The following is a 21,066-nucleotide window of genomic DNA, read 5'->3' as shown; positions in this document are numbered from 1 at the left end:
AAAATAGCCTAGAGTTTATTAGCGAGAAGCCACTTTGGTCACAACTGTTGAAAGTTTACAAATACTTATACCACAGCGTCATTGCGAGCGTAAGCGAAGTAATCTAAATCACTCATCTCCTATTTTAAGAGCAGCTATAAAAGCAGATTGAGGTATCTCAACATTACCAATATTACGCATACGTTTTTTGCCAGCTTTTTGTTTTTCCAGTAATTTACGCTTACGAGTTATATCACCGCCGTAGCATTTAGATAAGACATCTTTACGCATTGCTTTGACAGTTTCTCTAGCAATTATTCTACTACCAATAGCAGCTTGAATAGCAATTTGAAATAATTGCCTTGGGATTAGATCACTGAGGCGTTTACACAATTCTCGACCTCGATATTCTGACCTTGAACGATGTACTATAGTAGATAAAGCATCAACTGGCTCGCTATTAACTAAAATAGATAATTTTACCAAATCGCTCTCCTGATAAACATCTATTTCCCAATCAAAGCTAGCATAGCCTTTTGTATAACTTTTTAACTTATCATAAAAATCAAATACTATCTCATTTAACGGTAATCGATAAATTACCATAGCCCTACCGGCTACATAAGTTAATTCAATTTGCACCCCTCTTTTATCGGTACATAAAGATAACACATTACCTAAAAACTCATCTGGTACTAATATTGTTGCCTTAACCCAAGGCTCTAACATTGAGTCGATATTTTGCACAGGTGGCAAATCAGCTGGGTTATGTATTTCTAATTGATTTCCACCACGCATATTAATCTTATAAATCACACTAGGAGCGGTGGTTATCATATCAAGGTCAAATTCGCGTTCCAATCTTTCTTGTACTATTTCAAGATGTAGTAACCCTAAAAACCCACAGCGAAAGCCAAAACCTAAGGCTGTTGAACTCTCTACTTCAAATTCAAAGCTAGCATCGTTAAGTTTTAATTTAGCTAAAGAATCTTTTAAATGCTCAAATTGTGAAGCATCTGAAGGGTATAAACCACAAAACACTACCGGTAAATGCGGCTTAAAACCAGGCAGAGATTCCTGACAAGGTCTTTTCTCGTCAGTTATTGTGTCCCCAACCTTACAATCAGCAACTTGTTTTATTGAAGCAGTAAAGAAGCCTATTTCTCCTGGGTATAAAATATCTGATATATGTTTTCTAGGAGTAAAATACCCAACATTTTCAACATTATAAGTAGAATTGGTAGCCATCATTTTAATACGCATATTCTTGCGTAAAACTCCATCGATAACTCTAACTAAAATTACTACCCCTAGGTAAGAATCGTACCAGCTATCAACCAATAATGCCTTTAGAATATCTGTTTGATTAGTTTTTGGACATGGCAGCCTATTAACAATTGCTTCAAGTATCTCCTCTATTCCTATACCACTTTTTGCAGAAATCAACAATGCATCGCCTGCATCTATGCCAATTACGTCCTCTATCTGTTGCTTAACTTTATCAGGATCAGCAGCTGGTAGATCAATTTTATTTAGAACTGGAATAATTTCATGATTATTATCGATCGCTTGATAAACATTTGCTAGAGTTTGTGCTTCAACACCTTGGCTACTATCCACTACTAACAAAGAACCTTCACAAGCAGCTAACGATCTACTCACCTCATAAGAGAAATCCACATGACCAGGAGTATCCATTAGGTTTAGATAGTATGTATTACCATCTTTTGCTTTGTAAGTTAATCTAACAGTCTGTGCTTTGATAGTGATACCACGTTCTTTTTCTATGTCCATTGAGTCAAGTACTTGATGACTCATCTCCCGAGCTGCCAGCCCCCCACAATATTCAATTAATCTATCTGCTAGAGTAGACTTACCATGATCAATATGAGCGATGATTGAGAAATTTCTGATAAAGTTTTGATTATTCATGGTATATTTGGTATAATGTTAAAATTAGAAAGAAGTTTTATCTTTATATAATAAAATTCCATTTTATAGTAGGAAAATTAACAATGCGTGCTGAAATTGAACATTATGTAAAAAAAATCGAACAGTCTTTAGAACTGCTCAGGAGGTCGCTTTGATTTCGATAATGCAAGCAAAAGGCTTTTAGAGCTAGAAAATATATCAGAAGATCCGGATCTATGGAATAATCAAGAGAAGGCCTCGAGTATTCTAAAAGAAAAAAGACTTCTAGAGATCAAGCTTAACTCGTTTAAACAACTTCAGTCTAATTTTACGGAATGTTTAGAACTTGAGGATTTGGCATTTACTGAAAATGATCAACAAGTTTTGCAGCAAGTTCAAGAAGATTTAGGGGAACTATCTATTATTGCCGGAAAATTTGAGACTGAATGTTTATTTTCTGGAGAATTTGACAGTAATAATTGCTTTCTAGAAATCAACGCCGGAGCTGGAGGAACAGAAAGCCACGACTGGGCATCAATTATGATGCGTATGTATTTACGCTTCGCAGAAAGGCTGGGTTTTAAAAGCGAAATTATTCATCTTATTAATGGCGAAGAAGCTGGAATAAAATCATGTACTATCAAAATTAATGGCTACCAAGCATATGGTTGGTTTAGAACGGAATCTGGTGTGCATAGGCTAGTTAGGATATCACCTTTTAATGCCGCAGGTAAAAGGATGACTAGTTTTGCTAGCAGTTGGGTATATCCAGAAATTGATGATGATATTTCTATTATAATAGATGAAAAAGATCTTAGAATTGATACTTATAGGTCTTCCGGGGCTGGGGGGCAACATGTAAACACTACCGATTCTGCAGTAAGGATTACCCACTTACCGACTAATATCGTAACCCAGTGCCAAAATGATAGATCGCAGCATAAAAATAAAGCACAAGCTATGAAAATGCTTAAAGCAAGGCTTTATGAGTCAGAGTTAAAAAAACGTACCGATGATATTAATGAACAAAATGCATCCAAGACTGAAAATGGTTGGGGACATCAAATAAGATCTTATGTATTACAGCCTTATCAGATGGTTAAGGATTTACGTACCAACCATGAAACTTCTGATACTAAGGGTATACTTGATGGGGATTTAGAGAAATTCGTTTCAGCCAGCCTATCAATGAGTGTTGGTAATATTAGTCATTAGACTATACTAGTTATATAGTTAGTTTTTTACATAAATTATCTATACTCTTCTGCTTTGAAGAATTGTTTTTTGAAAATATCATGGATTCGCATGTTCACATACTATAACGCTTGCTCACCATTCATTTTCAAATCCAATTCTTCAAAACAGAAGAGTATATATTCCTAATTTGATAAAGTTTTTATTGAAAAAATACCTCAGGAAAAATAATCACATTAATTCTTCTTTATTAATCCTTTCTAGACATATCTTTTCAGTCACTATCTTTAATTCCTCTACCCGGTTAATAAGGTAAAGTAATTGTTCTTTACTAATTGTATAATCTTGATCATATCTTGCATCAACATAAGCATTTCGCAGTAACGTAAAGCACTCTTCTTGCTCAGGAGTCTCATGTGGAAATATCTTATAGAGATCGTAATGATGACTTCTAGCTCTATCGCCAAGTCCTAGTATATCATGTGACTTGGTCTTGTAACCAGTAAAAACTAACAGGATAGCATTATAAAAGCTCTCTGTAGCTTGATGGAGTTCAAAAGCACACTTATTAAAATTATTTCTTTGTAAGATATTATGGACGTCAATTATGCATTCTATACCTTTCCTAAACCAATATTTAAAATCTTTCTCAGCTATTGGTCTGCGTTCCTGCCATGATAGTTCCTTAGCTTCAGACAGTATAAATTCACTACTATCATATAAAAGAATTCCCTCTTTCTTGATATCACTAAAGAAATACTGACCTTTTTCCAGTTGCCTATTTACCAACCTAATAGGTTCAAGTATCAGAGTAATTGGTGGTTTTTCATCTAATGAGAATTTTTTACTTAGCCTGTTCTCTATCTTATGTTGTAGGTTTATAGCTGGATAGCCAGCATATTCTCCGTTCTTTAAAATCAACAAAAGATCAAAATCACTTTGATACTTATAATAACTAATATCCCCTACCTTCTCTATATCCTCTACCCAATCTCCTCTAGCATAAGAGCCAAATAAGATAATCATCGCTATTTTTGATTTGCCTACATATAGGATTTCTTTAACAATATTATCTAGCTTTTCTTTAATCACTAGTGAACGGTCAGGTAAGGTAGTTTTCATAAAACTGCTTTTTTATTCCAAATCAATCATATACTAAATATATTAAATAGTCAATAATAATTGAACCATAAATTGATTTATTTTCTCAAAGTTGCTATGAAAGTTAGCAACACTTCTTTTATTAACTTAAACCATATTTAACTCATTAATAAAGCAGTGATCTATTTTGATAGTGTTTATCCAAGTTTTTATTACTTGTTTATGAGTTACAACTATTACATATTTATAATCTAAGTACCTTCTTAATACGTTATTTGCTCTATTACTTAATAACTCTTTTGATTCCCATCTTTTACTAATACCAGCTGGATATACCCCATTATTTTTTTCATAATCCTCAATTGTACTTTTTAATTCGTATTGATTTTTTATCATAAAATTTAAATCTGGTTGCCATTCTCTTAAATCAAATTCAACAATAATATCTAGGTTAATATTTTTTGATATAATTGCAGCAGTTTGAAGTGCTCTAGTATAAGGAGAAGATAAAATTATTTCTGCTTTTTTTAATCTATGGTCTTTAGATACTTCGTTAGCTTCTCTTGTGCCATTTTCTGTCAAACAAGGCAAATCTCTACTTGCACCTTTTAGTTTATACTTTTCATTTAATGCCCAATCGGTTTCACCATGCCTTATTAAGAAGAAAACTGTCATTTTTTCAATAATCCAATTAAGAATCCTCCAGCCATAAGCATAATAGATATCCAAATAAAACTCATCATTGGTTTGTAATATATTTTTGCGTGAATTACATCATCATCAATTTTACTCAAAACCGCGTAAAGATCATAAGTTAAATAAGAATATATATTACTTTCTTGCGATAGTTGCTTTTCTATTATATATAATCTATTTTCAGGCTTTAATATAGTGATATTATTCTGTTTATCCTGAATCCAAAATTCAGCAATTTGACGATAATAATTTTGAGCTGAGGATATTCTAATATCTCTGAGCGTAACTTCAAAATTTCCTGATACTACCTTGTCTCCAACTTTTCCTATAAAATCTACTTCGCTCTGTAATAATGAATTAACAGTAATAGTAAAAACAAGCAATCCAAAACCTAGATGTCCTAAGATCATAGCAATATTGGCTTTTAGTTTTGTTCTAAAGAAATTGCTTTTTGCTAATATATAATAACAATTTTGTATTATTAGAAAAAGAGAAAATGTCATGGTACATGCTGAAATAAAACCATACTGCATTTGATACGAGCTAGTAAAAGTTATTACTAAAGAAAAAGCTAGGATAAGTAGACTTCTTGGATAAATCAATCTAGTTGGTGATTCTTGTTCGCTCGAAACTTGCCTTGCTCCGTAACAATCGTCTATGTGTGCTGCGGTGTTTGGCTTCGTTTTTCCTAAAAATCCCGAAAGTTTTTTTGATTTATGCAAGAAGTCTAGTAGGTTTTTTGTTCTTATATTATTTGTTTGAGCAATACCAGCTAGTAAAAGCGTTGGAATAATAAAGATTATAAAATTATTGATAAAAAATCTTTCGCTAATGGTAATAGATTCTTGGTATAATAAATAATAAACTATGGGGTAAATGGTGGCACATAGTAATACTACTAAGGCTATTAAGAAAAAGCTACTACCCCAAATAATAAGTCTAGGTTTGTCTAATTTTGTCGGAAGAAGGATACCGATATTTTGACCTTTTAGAATGAGTAAAACTAAATTTGATGTAGCGAGGATAGCAAATATTGCTAGCATGTAGATTGCTCGCTTAGGTGATGATGCAAAAGAGTGAATTGAGGTGATTACGCTTGAACGTACCAAAAACGTACCAAATACTACAAGTAAGAAAGTGATGATTGATAAGGTTATAGTCCAATTCTTCATTTGTCCAGATTTTATCGTTACCAAGACTGAATGATGTAGAGCAATAGCAGATAGCCATGGGAACAGGGAAATATTCTCTACTGGATCAAAAAACCAAAACCCTCCCCAGCCAAGTTCTCTATAAGCCCACCATGATCCTAAGGCTATTCCTAAGGTTGAAAATAGCATTCCTAAATTGGTAAATATTTTAATTGCTCTGAGATTAACAAAGTCTAAACTAGACGTAAGTAGGATTACGCAAGCAGATGTGAAAGGTACAACGTAACAGACGTAACCTAAATATAATATAGGTGGATGTATTATTAGTGCAATATCTTGCAGCATAGGGTTTAAACCAAGACCTTGGGCGGGACGGAATGATAGGCTGTCAAATGGGTTAGAGGTAAAATAAATAAAACTACCAAATAATATTTGTATTAGTGCTAGTATAATTATGTGATATACTTGATTTGGACGGCTATTGAATAGAGCGATGTAAATAAAACCTATAATCTGCAACAAACATAGCCACAGCAGTATAGAGCCTTCATGGCTTGCCCAGCTAGCAGCAATTTTAAATCCAAGAGGTTTTAATGTACTAGAATTCAGAAAGACATTCTGCACAGAAAAATCTGATATGATAAATCCATATACTAATAGTAGGAAAGATAATAATGTTGACAGGAAACTAAGGTAGAAAAAAAAAGTAGCAGAACGATGTAAATATAAAGAACTAACAACTGTTAGTATGCTGAATAAGATTGCAGATATTTGTAAATAATTGCCAAGACTACTTATCACTTTCAGATTCTTTATTTGGTAGAATAATGACTTTTATGCTATCAAGTCTGTTACCTATTTTTTTGTTAATGGTGATACTTAAATTAAATATCTTGATAGATTCTCCTTGATTGGGAATACGCTCAAGTTTATGGATAATTAAGCCAGCTATGGTATTTGCGTCATCATCAGGTAGACTCCAATTTAATTCTCTATTTACATCTCTTATGGTTACAGATCCATCAATAATAAACTCCACATCAGATTTTTTTACAATTGTGTTAATAGGATAATCATGCTCATCGATAATAGGACCAACAATCTCTTCTAGAATATCTTCTAGAGTAATAATACCTTGTAGATCACCATATTCGTCAACAACACAGGCAAAATGGCTCTTTCTTTCCCTAAAAGCATGAAGTTGATGAGTTACCAAGGCATTGTCAGGTATGAACCAAGGCTGATTTACTAATTCTTTGATATTAATTTTTTTTGCATCGTTATTCTTTTCATAAAGAGCCCGGAGTAGATCTCTCATGTGCAGTACGCCAATTATATTGTCCTGAGTATCCTTCCATAATGGTATTCTTGTATGGGGGCTGGATAATAATGCTCGCTTCACTATCTCCTCTTTAGGCAAATCTACATTAATGGCTACTATGTTACTTCTATGTATCATAATTTCAGATACTGTCATTTTCCTAATATCTAATATACCCCCTAACATGTCACGGTCAGATTTATAAACATTACCTTCTTGATGATAATGTTCAATAACTCCTCTGACTTCTTCTGCTCCCGAGATATTTTGTTGTAGATTAATACGGAAAATAAAACAGAACAGCTTAACTATAACTTCAAAAATAGAATTAATTGGTTTCAAAAGCTTTAGGAAAAATATAATTGCTGGAGAAGTGAATAATGCTAACTGTTCTGCTTTTGCTACAGCAATAGCTTTAGGTATTATTTCGCCGAAAACAATTATCACGAAAGCCATAACTGCTGAAGCTGCGACAGTGCCGCCATCACCTAGCCAGTCGATAAATATACTGGTAGCAATGGTAGTGCAAACAGTATTAAGCAGAGTATTACCAATCAATAATGTGCCAATTACTTTTTCTTTATTCTTTAGAACTTGTAATACAGTGTTACGTTTAGCACCTTTTGCCTTAAATTTTTGTATTTTCCCCGGAGAAGACGCGGTGATGGCTGTTTCAGTAGCTGAAAGCAGTGCGGCACATCCTATCATTAGAACAATAATGATTGTCAAAAAAATAGTCATTGATCCTTGTGTAAATTATTAGCGTAAATCTAATTATATTGGCAACTGTGCAATTCCCCTAATACTTTTTTAGTATGCTCTTGCCTCATGGTAATTTAAAAGTCGCAACTGTAAATAACCTAAATCTCGATATAAGAATTAATAATTCTTATATCGAACTGGCTTTGTTATAAGGAAAAATGCACTCTTGAAGCGGTTCTGCAAGTGCATTTTAACTTGTTAGGTGTAGAAGAGGCATATATAATTAATTTCGACTAGAATACAAAAGTTAAGGTTTGACTTAATATTGATAAAAAATAGTATGATTAGCAAAAATGTTACTAATATCTATTAGTGTACAATAAAAAAGGTGTATAATGTATTATATAGTTAGTAGAAAACAGTAAAAGCAATGCGCGATGAAAAAACGAAGAATAATGGTAATTATCAGCCAAAGATGTTTGTTGGTACTGATGACTTTAAAACATTATTATTAAACAGTGATGTATTTGTTGACAAAAGCCTAATGATCAAAGAATTGTTAGAGGATAATGGAGCAGTGACTCTAATTACTCGACCAAGGCGTTGGGGGAAAAGTATTAATATGGATATGGTCAGACGCTTTCTAGAAATGGAGCTAGATAATAGGGGGAATCCTTTACCGCTAGAAGAGCGAGTAAATTATAAATTATTTACAGGTGGAGAAATAGATTTAGGCTTTGGTGAGACTAAAGAACTGAAAGTATTAAAAATTGCTAGTATAACAAATGCTATGAAGCGTCAAGGTCAATTCCCCGTTATATTCATCACCTTTAAAAGCATAGAAGGTTCAAACTATTACGATATTGAACAAGGTGTAAAAAGCCAGTTACGGAAATTATTTCAGGCTCATAGCTATTTAAGTGATAGTAACAAACTGAAAACAAGTGAGATAGCTGATTTCAACCAATATTTATTTGGCGAGGTAACTCTAGACAATATCAAAAATAGTTTGGCTATTTAAATCCACATGCTAAGATGCCAGAAAGGGATATTTATGAACTATCTATTCCTAATTATGAAGTAAAATATATTTACGAAAAAAGAGTACTCCAATGGGTTAGCAAACAAATAAACATTGATAATTCTAGGTACTACTCATTTATTAGCTTGTTAATAGCTGGCAAAATAGAGGAGTTTAAACAAAAAATGCAGGAGTTGCTGCACAGTAGCACTAGTTTTCATCAAGTGGGAGAGAAAAAGGTCGAATTATTTTATAGTGGCTTTATGCTAGGGATTGTTAATATGCTAGCACCGAGCTATATAATATCAAGTGAGCAAGAATCAGGTGATGGACGCCCTGATGTAATCATGATCCCCAAAGCTGGTAAAGGAGATAAGGCAATTATTATTGAGTATAAGATAGCTAAAAATGCAGAAGATTTAACGACTATAGCAGGGTCTGGTCTACAACAAATTATTGATAGGAAATATGATACTAAAATAAAAGAACATCAACATGTTAAACAAATACTAAAAATCTGCATGGCTTTTTATGGTAAAAATATGGATTTACAATATCAAGTAACAAATCTTTAATAATAGAGCGTTAGTGCTTGAATAATAAGTAATTTAGTGTTTGTTGTGGTTCTGAAATTGTCCACTACGCCCCACAACTGTCGAAAGTTCAACAAACGTCATTGCGAGCGAACGTATGTGAGCGCGGCAATCCATGAAGCTTGTCATATGGATCAACTATGTTCGCAATAAAAATTTAAATAAATTTGGTTTAAATTTTTATTGCTTGTGCAGAGCTAGTTAAATCACGTAACTTAGCGTTTGCAATCACAATGATTTTACGCATTAATGCTACCATCGCCACCATTTTCTTTTTTCCTCTATTGATCAATTTCTCATAAAATACCTTCAGTTCAGAGTTAGAATTTCTAGCAGCCATAGCAGCTACAAACAACATAGGTCTAACAAAATTTCGACCATGACCTGTATGTCTATATCCGCTATATCTACCGCTATCATTAGATATTGGTGCAACACCTACTAATGATGCTATTTGTTTGCGGTTCAATGTACCAAGTTCAGGTAACAAAGCTATAAGCTCATTAGATACTACTGCGCCTATACCACTAATAGTTTGCAGAGTCTCTTTCTTAGCTTGCAAGAGCTTATCTTTTGCTATTAAGTCATCTATTTCTTTAGTAATAGATGCAATTTGTTCTTCTAGTACTTCGATCATTTTAACACAACTAGACTTGATTAAATCAGCTCTCGGGGACTGAAACCTATTTTTTTCTGCAATCAACATTTGTTTAAGATCGTTCCTACGTCCTACTAATTCATACAAGTTTAAAGCTTGCTTAGATTGTACTTTAAATAGCTCTAATCTTTCTGATCGTTCAAAACCATAAAGTGCTAGAGCTTTAGCGTCAAGACTGTCAGTTTTAGCTGCATTACCAAAAGACCTAATAAAGTTTTTAACTTTACGAGTATTGGCTCTATGTACAGCAAAACCCTGATTGCAAAGCGTTAGTAATAGTTCCATTTCATATCCACCAGTAGTTTCTAAAACACACAATGCAGAACTAATCTCTTTTTTGTAATCCTTGATAAAATCAGCTATTCCATTAGAGTTGTTATTATATTCTTTAGTTTCTTTTTTTCCATGAATAGCAACAACAAAATTGAATTTTCCTATATCAAGACCGATAAAATTATTATATAATAGCATAATACCTCGAAGACTTTTAATGTTGTTTACGATTGTAAGCGGGCGTGCAAAGGCATCCCAATCAACTATTCAAACGTCTCGGGGATTTGGGCTAGAGTACCAATATCCATTCGGTCTTAAAACCAATTGCTTCACGGTCGCTCACGCCTGCACAGCGATAGTCATTTATATTATTAATGACTATCGCTGTAATACCCCCTTATAAGTCAGTATAAATCATTATTTACATTGACTTCAATATCTATTATATCATACTTTTAACTTACAATTGACTTCAATATCTATTATATCATACTTTTAACTTACAATTGCTTCGTCGACCTACGGTCTCCTCGCAATGACGTTTGTTGAACTTTCGACAGTTGTGCAAATTGGGGTAGAAGGCACAACTGTTGAAAGTTAAAAAATCGTCATCGCGAGGCGTCGATAGACGCCGTGGCGATCTCATGAAGTAAGCTCTTCTTCACAAGATTGCCACGTCGTCGCTTACAGCGACTCCTCGCAATGACGCATAGGTGTCAACTTAAGAGCGTAATGATTGAGCATGTATAAACAAATTAAACACAGCCGTCATAGCAAGGCTCGTTAGATGCCGTGGCGATCCAGATAAACAGCGAAGCTATTTTTTAGAGTAACGCTTCGCGTCTTCTAACAAACTGGTTTAAAGAAGGATTTATTTTAGCCTATACCTTAAGGTTGATAGATCACCACAACAGTTTGTTTATGTTATAGTCAATTCAGGAGGATTTGATGCTAGGAACGATGGAGCGAAGCCTATAGATAATAGGCGAGCGATCGAAGACGACGTCACCAAATTCTCATCAATTGACTATATCACAAATGCACAGCGGTTTGTTTGGTGCTTGGAAGAAAGTTTGGGAGTCAAGTAAGTCAAACTATCATGATATGACAAATTTCTATAGCTGTTTCAAATATAACACAGTTGATAGAAATTTATAAAAAAAATAGTCAAGTAGCTTGTAATTAATTATTTTTACATATATAGTAGCTGCGTGTTTAGATATTTCTAAAAAGGTTTTAAGGTATTATGATTGCGTAGGGTCATCCCTGTGCACTCGATGGTTACCCTTGCGAAAGTATGGGGCTAGAAAAGTTTAATATAGTCTGCTAGGCTGTTTTTTTTAGATTTCTCTACCTGCACGGGAATGACATCGAGCAGAAATAACTTTTGAAACTAATTGCTCTAAGAAACTGTATTTAGAAAATGAATTAACTTAAATAGGAAAAAATTATGAATAATAAAAGTAAAAAAAGCAGTTTTTTGAAAAACTTGCTAGCGACTGCTTCTATTGCTTCAGTTATAATCGGTGGAAGTAATATGGCATTTGCTGGTGCTGCTCCTGCTGTGAGGCAGACGGCAGGTAATGCTAACTTTCGTACAGGTGTCGGATTAAATGGAGCTGCACCATTTGTCTCAGGTTCGAGTCTAACAATTACTGGTGGTCATACGCTTGATCTTAACCTTCTTAATGGTCAAACTATTTCACATCTTGATTTGAATGGTCAGAATATAGCTCTTAGTACAGTTACTACCGATACAACTATCAACTCTATAACAAATGGTGGTAATGCTGCTACTTTTCTAGTTACAGCTGGTCACAGTTTAACTTTAGGTGGTAATAAAGTTGATGTTGGTATTGCTATTGGTGGTGGTCTTGGTAATGGCTTCTTAGGTGATGTTGATTTTCAAGCGGGGGGTATCCTTAATATTACTACTGGTCCAGTTGCTAATGGGTTTGCTTTTGCTCCTGTAGATATTGCGTTTGGTGAGTTTACAGTTACTAACGGTGCAAATGCAACATTGAATATTAACAATGCTGGTGCTAAGACAACATTTAACAAAGCATCAGTTGCTACAGCCCACACAATTAACATCTCTGATGGTAGCACTGTTGAATTCAACTCTACTGCAACTGCTGGTGGTGCTGTTCCTAATACGTTGTACTTACAACCAGGAGCAGGTGATAGAATCGACTTTGGTAATCAGGGTAATGGTATATTGTTACTTACTTCTAAGAATGCTGCTGCTGTTAACTTTACAGTTATAGATGGCTCTCTTGGTGGTACTCAAGATGGACATGGTATAATTCACTTCAATAATGATGGAAGAAATTCATCTCTTTCTCATCAGGGAGGTGCAGGTAGTGCCGTAGTTGGTATAGATAAGGGGCATAGAGCTAGGAAATTCATAGTTGATGCTAATGCTGGTAATGCTGCAACAATTACAGGAGGAATATATACTAAAGATCTTGAATTACGCGGTGGGACTATCAATTTAGAAGGTGAAGTTGATGTAGGAGATAAGGGTGTTACAAATATAATAGCAGCTTCAGCTGTAGTTCTATCCAAGAATAGTAATCTTGGTATAACAGATTTCCATAATATAGCTAATAGTACAATTACTGTGGCAGCTGGTAAAACACTTGAAGGAAACTTTCATGCTGACGTAAACAATGCTGCAGCTCAAGTTGGAACAATAATTTTTCAAGGTGAGGGTGTATTAAAAGCTGATATAATAAACAAATTAGTTGCAATTCGCAATACTGCTGTTGGTACTCTGAAATTGTCAGGACAGCATGCTGTCACTGAACTACAAGGAGGGGCGGCTAATACACATTTTACATTTATTGATGGTTATAAACTGATCGGTAATATTAATGAAGTTGCTGCTAATGTTAATGCTGCTGCTGCTTCAAATTTAACGTTTGAGGGTAATGCTGAAATTACTGGTAACATTGGTGCTGCTGGTGCTGGAACAGTTGGTAATATTATCATCCCTAAGGATAAAACAGTAAAAGTTGGTGGTGCTACGATTAATGCTAAGACTATCTTTGATAATGTTAATAGTGGAACATTGAAATTAACTAATAATGCAGCTGATGTAACCATTACATCTACAATAAGTGCTAATGGTGGTGGTACTATTGATGCAACTGAAATGAAAAAAGATGGTACTTTAAATATTGTTGGCACTATTGGTGGGGATCTTGCTCTTGATAATTCTAAGGCTCTAAATAAATTATCACTGAACGGACAAAAACCTAACTTTAACATAGCTCCCAATAAATGGGTTAATATTGCTGAAATTGATTTTGGTGGTAACGCGTCAACAGTTAAGATGAATGTTGAGGGTGCTAGGTATGCCTTTGGAGCTTTGACAAATGCAGGGGAAGCTACATTTGAAATTAGTAAGAATGTTGCCTTATATAAGACAACAACCTCTAAGGATGGGAGAGTAAAGGAAATCAAGTTTACAGAAGACAATAAGACTCTTACTCTTCATAAAGGTAATGATATTACTGCTAATAGTATAACTGCTTCCGATGGAGCTAATGGAAGTAATCTAATTTTTGCTGGGGATGCTGCTCTAAAAGGCGACATAGGAACATTAAACAGGCAATTTAAAGGTCTCAAAGTAAATGCTGGTGTTAAGGCAATTACATCGGGTCAAGGCTTTTTCAGCGGAAATATAGAATTAGCAGGTGCCGGATCTACATTAGTTGTAGATGGTAATTATACCGCTAAAGCAGTTGTTGGTAATGTTGCTGGTAATGGAACACTGAAATTTGTTAATGCTGCTGGTGTTGGTACTGGTGTAAAATTCACTACTACAGCAGATGCTAATGCTCCTGCTGTTAACGCTATATCTACCTTAGAATTGCATGGTGGTGATGTTGAATTAGTAGGTGATAACGGTCTGAAATTTAGCAATATTAAGTTTGCAACTGCTGCAAGCTTAACTTTAGCTTCAAATATGAAACTTAAAGATATAAATGTTGATAGTACTTTGAGTTCTAAAGACGCTAGACCTACAGTTGTATTATCAGCTATTGATCACACTATTAATAAACCTGACCATATTGGTACTGATAAAGATCATTTGGTTAATCTACAATTTGCTGGAGATAATACCTTAGATGTTAATACTCCAAGCTTCTTTGCTGGTGTAACAACTAAAACTGATAATCAAGGTGCTGTTAACTTTAAGGCTGGTTCTAATCAGGTTTATGGCTTAGGTTCTAGCGGACACAACTTAAAAGATGTAACTTTTGAAGTAAATACCGAAAACTTTGGTGATACTTATGTCAATAATGCTATTATTAATGACAAATTGAAGTACACAGCTGGTGGAACAGTAGCTGGTGGACTACAAGTTGGTAGTGCTGATGGTGGTTCTGTAGCTGAGTTTAAAGATGGTGTTATTTTGACAGCTGCTGTAACCAGTAAGGGAGTAGGTAATAATATTAACTTCACAAATAAGGCTACTATTATTGGTACTAAGCTTGGTACAGAGAATGATCGTTTTAAGACTATAACATTTAATGGCAATAAAGAAGTAACCTTGAATAATGCTGCTATGTATGCAGACATAGTTAACTTCGGTACTGAAAAGATCGTAATTACTGGTGATAACAACATAATTAGTGGTACTTCACATATTCATGACAATATTAATCTGAACTCTGGTAAGTTAATCTTCCAAGATAACCAAAATGACGTAAATTCTACATGGAATCCTGGAACTTCTATTGCAACTACCTTAACTGCAGATGGAAAACTTGGTTCTATAGAAGTTAATACTCATATAAATGTGGCTGCTAGTGTACCAGTTGAGGCTATAATCCTTAAGGATGAAGGTAAATTAGGGGCGGATCAAGAGTACAAGTTGATTAGCAATGGTAAAAATCTAATTCTAGGTAATGATGTACGATTTGGTCCTCTAACAGGAGTAAAAACAGATCAAGCATATGCAAAGTGGACTGTTTATACTAAAGAGGATAAAGATGTTTACTTGTTGCGTTCAAATAATGCTGCAACTATAGCTCCAGCTGATATGAAAGCTGCTGGTGGTGATGATAAAGATCAAGAAAATGCTGCTTTGCTTGGTCGTGAGGCATTAGCTGATATGACTGATATTGGTCTGTTAAAAGACCAAAAAGAACGTGGTAAAGCAATACAACAACGTGTAAATGCTGAGAATGCACTAGTAACTGAAGCTGTCGATCATACTAATGCTGGGATTGCTAGTTTAGTGGGAGCAAGACTTGCCCAAGTTGATGATCAACAAAAACCTGTAGCTAGTGGCTCTGATGATGTAGCTGGTGAATCAATGGGGGCATGGGCTATGCCATACTATAATCAAGCTGTTCAGAAGGGTGAAGGTAGTGTTGTTGGCTATAAAACGAAATCTGTTGGTGGAATCCTTGGTTTCGATGCTTTAGCAAACGAAAATCTAATGATCGGTGCTGCTGTTAGTATTGTTAGAACTGATATGAAATACAAAGATTATAAAATTGGAGAAAAAACAAACATTAATACTGTGATGCTCTCTATTTATGGATCACAACAACTTGATAAAAATTTCTTTGTACAAGGTTTGGTTTCTCTTGGTTCAAATAAAATTAAGAATAGCGATCCTAGAAAAGTTCCTACTTCTCGTAATGCTAGTGGTCAGCAAATTGCTAAAGCTAGTTATGATTCTCTGTCTTACGGTGGTCAAGTATTATTTGGTTACAATGCTAAAATGTCTGACTCAATGTCATTAATACCGATGGCTGGAATTCGTTATACAGGATCTAGCGATGAAGGTTATAAGGAAACTGGTACAGACAACGCAAATAAGGTCGTTGCTAAGAAGACTAACAATAAAGTTGAAGCTGTGCTTGGTACTAGATTTGCAGTTTCTGTAGATACTAGTGGTATTACAGTGATGCCTGAAGCACATGCTTTTGTTTCGCAAAAGTTATTTGGTAGTTCAGGGAAAGTTAGTGCTAAATTAGATGGTATGACTAGTTCATTTGCTACTAGATCTGACAAAGAGGCAAAAACATTATTTAACCTTGGTTTAGGCGTTACTGCTAAAGCTGGTAATATGGAGTATGGAGCTGGTTACGATGCATATTTAGCTAGTAAATATGTTGGTCACCAAGGTACTTTAAAAGTTCGTGTAAACTTCTAAACTAATCTTTTAAGTTTACTTATCTATTACTTCAAACAAAAGGGTTTTCTTTTAAAAAAGAAAGCCCTTTTTGTTTAATAAGAGTGCCTACGAACTGATTCTTCCTGATAAGTTTGTCGTCAGAATTTGTTTTCTCTCCTTATATAATGGGCTAAAAAATTTAGATAAAAAAGCATGTAGTTTTGTTTCGTAATAAGATAGAATAAAAAATTATACTTAGGAAACGAATGACAAAGAAACAAAGTAGAAATTTTAGTGCAGAAGCAAAAACTAAGATATAGTCAATTCCAGGAGGATTGGATAGCAGGAGCGGTGGAGTGAGTATCACAACTGTTGAAAGTTAAAAAATTGTCTATTAGCGAAGTGTTGTTGTAAGGCTTAAACCGTCATTGCGAGGAGTCGCTGCAAGCGGCGACGTGGCAATCTTGTGAAGGAGGTCTTGACTATCATGAAGATTGCCACAGTGCCTAACGGTGCTTAGATGATTTTTTAACTTTCAACAGTTGTGCCGAAACATCGAGAATGTTAAATCCATGTCTCATATCGAACTCATACAATAAAAAAGCCATGATAAATATAACATGATCAGTTATATATGGTGGTAGGATGGGTAAACTGTATCTCGAATTGAAGCTTTGAATTTTAAAGACTTCGTACCTGAGCAAAGACCCATCCTGTTTGGATAAAGACTACGAACGGATGTCATAAGGTTTTTAAACCTTGCTGTAGCATATCCTATTATTAATATAAATCATGAGGCTCTATATGGCAACAACTTATATTAGTGTGGACATTAGTAAAAAAACTTTAAGTAGATTTAAAGGGTCTCATTAAGGAAAAGTATAACATAGATTTAGAAATTGTTAAACGACCAGCGTGCAGATTTTGGATACCAAAAAGTACACCATCAGAACTATTGTCAACAAGAGAAGTTGGGTTTAAAGTACAGCCAAGGCGATGGGTTGTTGAGAGAAGCTTTGCTTGGATAAATAGAAATAGAAGGCTCTCCAAGGAATATGATTTTCTTACTGATTCTAGTGAAAATATAATTTTTTTGGCTATGAGTCGATTACTTCTTCGTAGGATATTTACTTCTATTACTTAGTTTGCGGACAAGCTCTAATTTAACTGATAATGAATGGTTTGGAGGTCTGATAACTGCCTTCATTCCTTTCTTTCTCAAATGCTAATTAAGAGCTAAAACAGGCAATAATGAAGTATTGATAGTAGAAAGGAGTTGATTAAAGCCAACCCATAATGTTAGATACTGTACTACTTTATCAGGACGACCATTATATTTAAATACTTTACGAAAGAATGCTTTGACCACCGCTTTATCAAGAAACTTGGTTTTAAAAGTTTTCGTTCTGCTGCGATTACTATCACTGGTATAGAAAATATTCGTATGATTCAAAAAAGACAAATTACTGGAGCTAATAATAATTTTTCTACTTTTGAAAATTTTGTTATACTCATGGCATAATAATGTCCCAAATCCGAGGTTTTACGATTTTTGCTAGACCATGATTTATAAATGCGACAGAACCTGATAAAATGCCACCTTCTAAACAAAATGATAGGAGTTCATGTATGCACAATTTTGTATGTTCCTCGAGTAAATGTCATTTACCTGTTACACCACAGCACGGTCGGATTATTGTGCATGGTGCACATGCACATAATTTGAAAGGTGTTTGCTTTGAAATACTAAAAACACGCTTAGTTGCGTTCACCGGCCTGTCAGGTTCAGGTAAATCTTCCATTGCTGTTGATGTTTTAGCGAACGAATGTGTTAGACAGCTTTTGGGCGGATATGGCTTGGTTACTGATCACATTCCAAAGCCAAGAGTGGATACCATCTTGGGCTTATCTCCGGCAATAACCATTTCTCAGCGAAAAACGGATTTTAATTCCCGTTCGTTGGTGGGGACAAAAACAGGCATTTTAACACTCCTAAGAAATCTATTTGCTACTATTGGCCATCAGCAGTGTAGCGGCTGCGATGTTGAAGTTAAGCAACCATTACAAGGTAAGCATAAACTGATAACTGTTGAAACTGAAGAAAGAAATACCGATTCTTCATCGACTAAAAAAAGCAAAAAAAGTTATTTTGGTTGCCCTCATTGTAATGAGCAATTAGAAATACTGCAAATGTCACATTTTTCCCCTAATGCAGTTTCTGGAATCTGTGAGTCATGTAAAGGAATAGGTGAAACTCTCGACGTTGATATATCCGGTTTACTTGATGGAGAAAAAACTATCATTAACGGAGGGGTTAGGTATTGGGAGTCAGGTGTTGCAACTCATTATACGAAGGTAATTGAAGCTGCTAGCAAATATTATGATTTTCCTTTTGACCAAGATATACCCATAAAGTCTTACTCTGAGGAATTGCATAATTTTTTGCTGTACGGAATCACATACCCAGATTTTGTTAAGAGCCATAAGGGACTCAAAGCACCTAAAAAAGTTGGTGAGGGTAAATTTGAAGGCATCATTCCTCATTTAATGACTCAGTATAAGAAAAATCCTAGTAAGGCACTAGATAGTGTCACAAAATTTATGGTAAGAAGTGCGTGTCCATCCTGTAACAATGCCTGCTTAGGAAAACTCGGGAGGGAAGTAACCGTGGGTGGTAAAACTATTATAGAAGTCAATGGTCTCAGCCTAAGCGAACTACTTAAATGGTTAGAAACACTGGAAAGGACTCTTCCGAAGGATGAATTGCAAGCATATACCGCCTTTTCAAACGGATTGCAAGAGCGTGCATCAAACTTAATCGAAGTTGGTTTGCACTATCTTACTTTAGATAGGACACTTCCCTCATTGTCTGCAGGAGAGGCACAAAGACTTAGATTAGCTGATGCTCTTGGTAGTAGCTCGCTGACTGGTGTTTTGTATATTCTAGACGAACCAACAACTGGCTTACATCCCCATGATACAGCTAAGCTATTAAAAACACTGCGAAGGATACAAGAAAATGACAATACTGTAGTGGTCATTGAACACGATCCCGATGTTATTAAGAGTGCAGATTATATAATAGATGTAGGGCCTGGAAGAGGAACTCAAGGTGGAGAAATTGTGGTTTCCGGCACGCCTACTGAAGTTATGGCTTGCGAAAAATCTATTACTGGTAAGCACTTAGCTAGGAAGGCAGCTATCAAACTCAATCCTCCAGCTCAGGGTGATGGGAAAGCAATTACTATTCGTGGTGCGAGTGAAAACAACCTTAAGAATATTGATGTTTCTATACCAACACAACAATTGGTTGTGCTAACGGGTGTATCCGGTTCTGGAAAATCAACCTTTTTATTTGGCATCTTAGATAAGGTAACGAGAAATCATTTTAATAAAGCGAAAGAAGTACCTGGGAAACATACTTCTGTCGAGGGATTAGAAAATGTTAAGCGAGTAGTGACAGTCAATCAATCTACTATAGGCTCAAAATCATCTCGCTCCAATGTAGCAACCTACACAAATCTTTTTGATTCAATAAGGGATTTGTTTGCTTCTTTGCCAGAATCAAAGAAACGCGACTTTGGTGCCAACGCATTTTCATTCAATGCATCAGATGAGCGTTGTGAGAACTGTAATGGAGCTGGTGTAGTACAGATTGATATGTCTTTCATGCTTGGAGTGGAAATGGATTGCCCCTCTTGTGCTGGTATGCGGTTTAATGATGATCTGCTTGCAGTGAAGTTTGCGGAATATAATATCGCTGAAATCCTAGACCTGACAGTAAGTGATGCGATCCCTGTCTTTGATAAGCAGAAGAAAATTCTTGAAGTTCTGAAGTTAATGCAGCGGGTTGGTTTGGAACACTTAAAGTTAGGTCAATCCACTTCAACGTTATCTGGTGGTGAAGCACAAAGAATTAAACTTGCCTCCGAATTATCGAAAGCTAGTAAGCAAAAGACTTTGTTTTTATTGGATGAACCTACAACAGGGTTACATTGTGAGGAGGTAGGACTACTGCTTAATATCTTAAGGGAGCTGGTATCTAAGGGTCATACTGTAGTAGTCATTGAGCATAATCTTGATGTCATGTGTAGAGCTGATACTATAATTGATTTTGGTCTAGGAGGTGGGACTGCAGGTGGTACAGTTATTGCTAGAGGTACGGTACAAGAAGTGTGTGAGAGCAAATCATCAATAACAGGACAGTGCTTGAAAACTCATTTGGATTCCAACTTATAATTGCTTCATCGCCACAAAGTGGCTTCTCGTAATGACGCTAGGCTGTTTTTCCTATGACTTTTAAATTGCCATGGGAGTTATGCGTAAG

Annotated in this window: 11 protein-coding genes and 2 pseudogenes; 7 read left to right on the top strand and 6 right to left on the bottom strand. The window is 35.1% G+C overall.

Translation table 11 applies throughout. The features are described 5' to 3' along the window. Window positions 1-108: 108 nt before the first annotated feature. The gene (gene lepA, locus AAGD45_RS08365) at window positions 109-1,911 is read right to left on the bottom strand and encodes a translation elongation factor 4 (RefSeq protein WP_341761419.1); all 1,803 of its coding nucleotides are present in this window, start codon (window positions 1,909-1,911) and stop codon (window positions 109-111) included. 83 nt (window positions 1,912-1,994) lie between these two features. Between lepA and prfB the strand changes: the two genes are divergently transcribed. After that, a protein-coding gene (gene prfB, locus AAGD45_RS08360; protein WP_341761418.1) for a peptide chain release factor 2 occupies window positions 1,995-3,105 on the top strand; the annotation gives its coding sequence in 2 pieces (ribosomal slippage) (window positions 1,995-2,063 and window positions 2,065-3,105; 1,110 coding nt in all). Window positions 3,106-3,315: 210 nt separating this feature from the next. On the opposite strand, the gene AAGD45_RS08355 is transcribed toward prfB, so the two are convergent. The 4 genes from AAGD45_RS08355 to AAGD45_RS08340 form a co-directional block, all read right to left on the bottom strand. Next, complete coding sequence (locus AAGD45_RS08355) at window positions 3,316-4,206, bottom strand: HEPN domain-containing protein (RefSeq protein ID WP_341761417.1); 891 nt, start codon at window positions 4,204-4,206, stop codon at window positions 3,316-3,318. Window positions 4,207-4,332: 126 nt separating this feature from the next. Further along, complete coding sequence (locus AAGD45_RS08350) at window positions 4,333-4,860, bottom strand: histidine phosphatase family protein (protein WP_341761416.1); 528 nt, start codon at window positions 4,858-4,860, stop codon at window positions 4,333-4,335. After that, window positions 4,857-6,833 (bottom strand): heme lyase CcmF/NrfE family subunit, encoded by a 1,977-nt coding sequence (locus AAGD45_RS08345; RefSeq protein WP_410521069.1) that lies wholly within the window; start codon window positions 6,831-6,833, stop codon window positions 4,857-4,859. Before AAGD45_RS08345 ends, AAGD45_RS08350 begins: the two co-directional genes overlap by 4 nt. Then, complete coding sequence (locus AAGD45_RS08340; protein ID WP_341761415.1) at window positions 6,823-8,094, bottom strand: HlyC/CorC family transporter; 1,272 nt, start codon at window positions 8,092-8,094, stop codon at window positions 6,823-6,825. The genes AAGD45_RS08345 and AAGD45_RS08340 overlap by 11 nt, the downstream gene beginning before the upstream one ends. Window positions 8,095-8,485: 391 nt before the next feature. Between AAGD45_RS08340 and AAGD45_RS08335 the strand changes: the two genes are divergently transcribed. Then, a complete protein-coding gene (locus AAGD45_RS08335; protein ID WP_341761414.1) occupies window positions 8,486-9,076 on the top strand; it encodes an AAA family ATPase in 591 nt (196 codons plus the stop codon). A 14-nt stretch (window positions 9,077-9,090) separates the two neighbouring features. Then, entirely contained in the window at window positions 9,091-9,651 is a 561-nt protein-coding gene (locus tag AAGD45_RS08330; protein WP_341761413.1) for a PD-(D/E)XK nuclease domain-containing protein, read from the top strand. Window positions 9,652-9,841: 190 nt separating this feature from the next. Here the strand turns inward: AAGD45_RS08330 and AAGD45_RS08325 are convergent, their stop codons facing one another. Further along, window positions 9,842-10,798: a transposase gene (locus tag AAGD45_RS08325; protein WP_341760848.1), complete on the bottom strand. Its 957-nt coding sequence runs from the start codon at window positions 10,796-10,798 to the stop codon at window positions 9,842-9,844. Between the two features lie 1,252 nt (window positions 10,799-12,050). On the opposite strand from AAGD45_RS08325, the gene AAGD45_RS08320 reads away from it, so the two are divergent. The 4 genes and pseudogenes from AAGD45_RS08320 to AAGD45_RS08305 all read left to right on the top strand — a co-directional run bounded on the left by AAGD45_RS08320 (window position 12,051) and on the right by AAGD45_RS08305 (window position 20,978). Then, window positions 12,051-16,778: an autotransporter outer membrane beta-barrel domain-containing protein gene (locus AAGD45_RS08320; protein WP_341761412.1), complete on the top strand. Its 4,728-nt coding sequence runs from the start codon at window positions 12,051-12,053 to the stop codon at window positions 16,776-16,778. A gap of 814 nt (window positions 16,779-17,592) precedes the next feature. Next, window positions 17,593-17,883: pseudogene (locus tag AAGD45_RS08315) on the top strand (transposase); the annotation flags it as partial. Between the two features lie 219 nt (window positions 17,884-18,102). Continuing rightward, window positions 18,103-18,261, top strand: a pseudogene (locus tag AAGD45_RS08310) (IS6 family transposase); the annotation flags it as partial. Window positions 18,262-18,701: 440 nt separating this feature from the next. Further along, a complete protein-coding gene (locus tag AAGD45_RS08305) occupies window positions 18,702-20,978 on the top strand; it encodes an excinuclease ABC subunit UvrA (RefSeq protein ID WP_341762250.1) in 2,277 nt (758 codons plus the stop codon). Window positions 20,979-21,066: the final 88 nt, after the last annotated feature.

The sequence above is a fragment of the Candidatus Tisiphia endosymbiont of Thecophora atra genome (genome assembly GCF_964026395.1).
Classification (GTDB): domain Bacteria; phylum Pseudomonadota; class Alphaproteobacteria; order Rickettsiales; family Rickettsiaceae; genus Tisiphia.
Note: the sequence above shows the minus strand (reverse complement) of the source record. Positions and strands in the feature narration are given on the sequence as shown.

What these genes read in the sequence shown, in the direction of transcription:
- lepA (WP_341761419.1), bottom strand. Translation starts at nt 1,911, where the DNA reads ATGAATAATCAAAACTTTATCAGAAATTTCTCAATCATCGCTCATATT.
- AAGD45_RS08355 (WP_341761417.1), bottom strand. Translation starts at nt 4,206, where the DNA reads ATGAAAACTACCTTACCTGACCGTTCACTAGTGATTAAAGAAAAGCTA.
- AAGD45_RS08350 (WP_341761416.1), bottom strand. Translation starts at nt 4,860, where the DNA reads ATGACAGTTTTCTTCTTAATAAGGCATGGTGAAACCGATTGGGCATTA.
- AAGD45_RS08340 (WP_341761415.1), bottom strand. Translation starts at nt 8,094, where the DNA reads ATGACTATTTTTTTGACAATCATTATTGTTCTAATGATAGGATGTGCC.
- AAGD45_RS08335 (WP_341761414.1), top strand. Translation starts at nt 8,486, where the DNA reads ATGCGCGATGAAAAAACGAAGAATAATGGTAATTATCAGCCAAAGATG.
- AAGD45_RS08330 (WP_341761413.1), top strand. Translation starts at nt 9,091, where the DNA reads ATGCCAGAAAGGGATATTTATGAACTATCTATTCCTAATTATGAAGTA.
- AAGD45_RS08325 (WP_341760848.1), bottom strand. Translation starts at nt 10,798, where the DNA reads ATGCTATTATATAATAATTTTATCGGTCTTGATATAGGAAAATTCAAT.
- AAGD45_RS08320 (WP_341761412.1), top strand. Translation starts at nt 12,051, where the DNA reads ATGAATAATAAAAGTAAAAAAAGCAGTTTTTTGAAAAACTTGCTAGCG.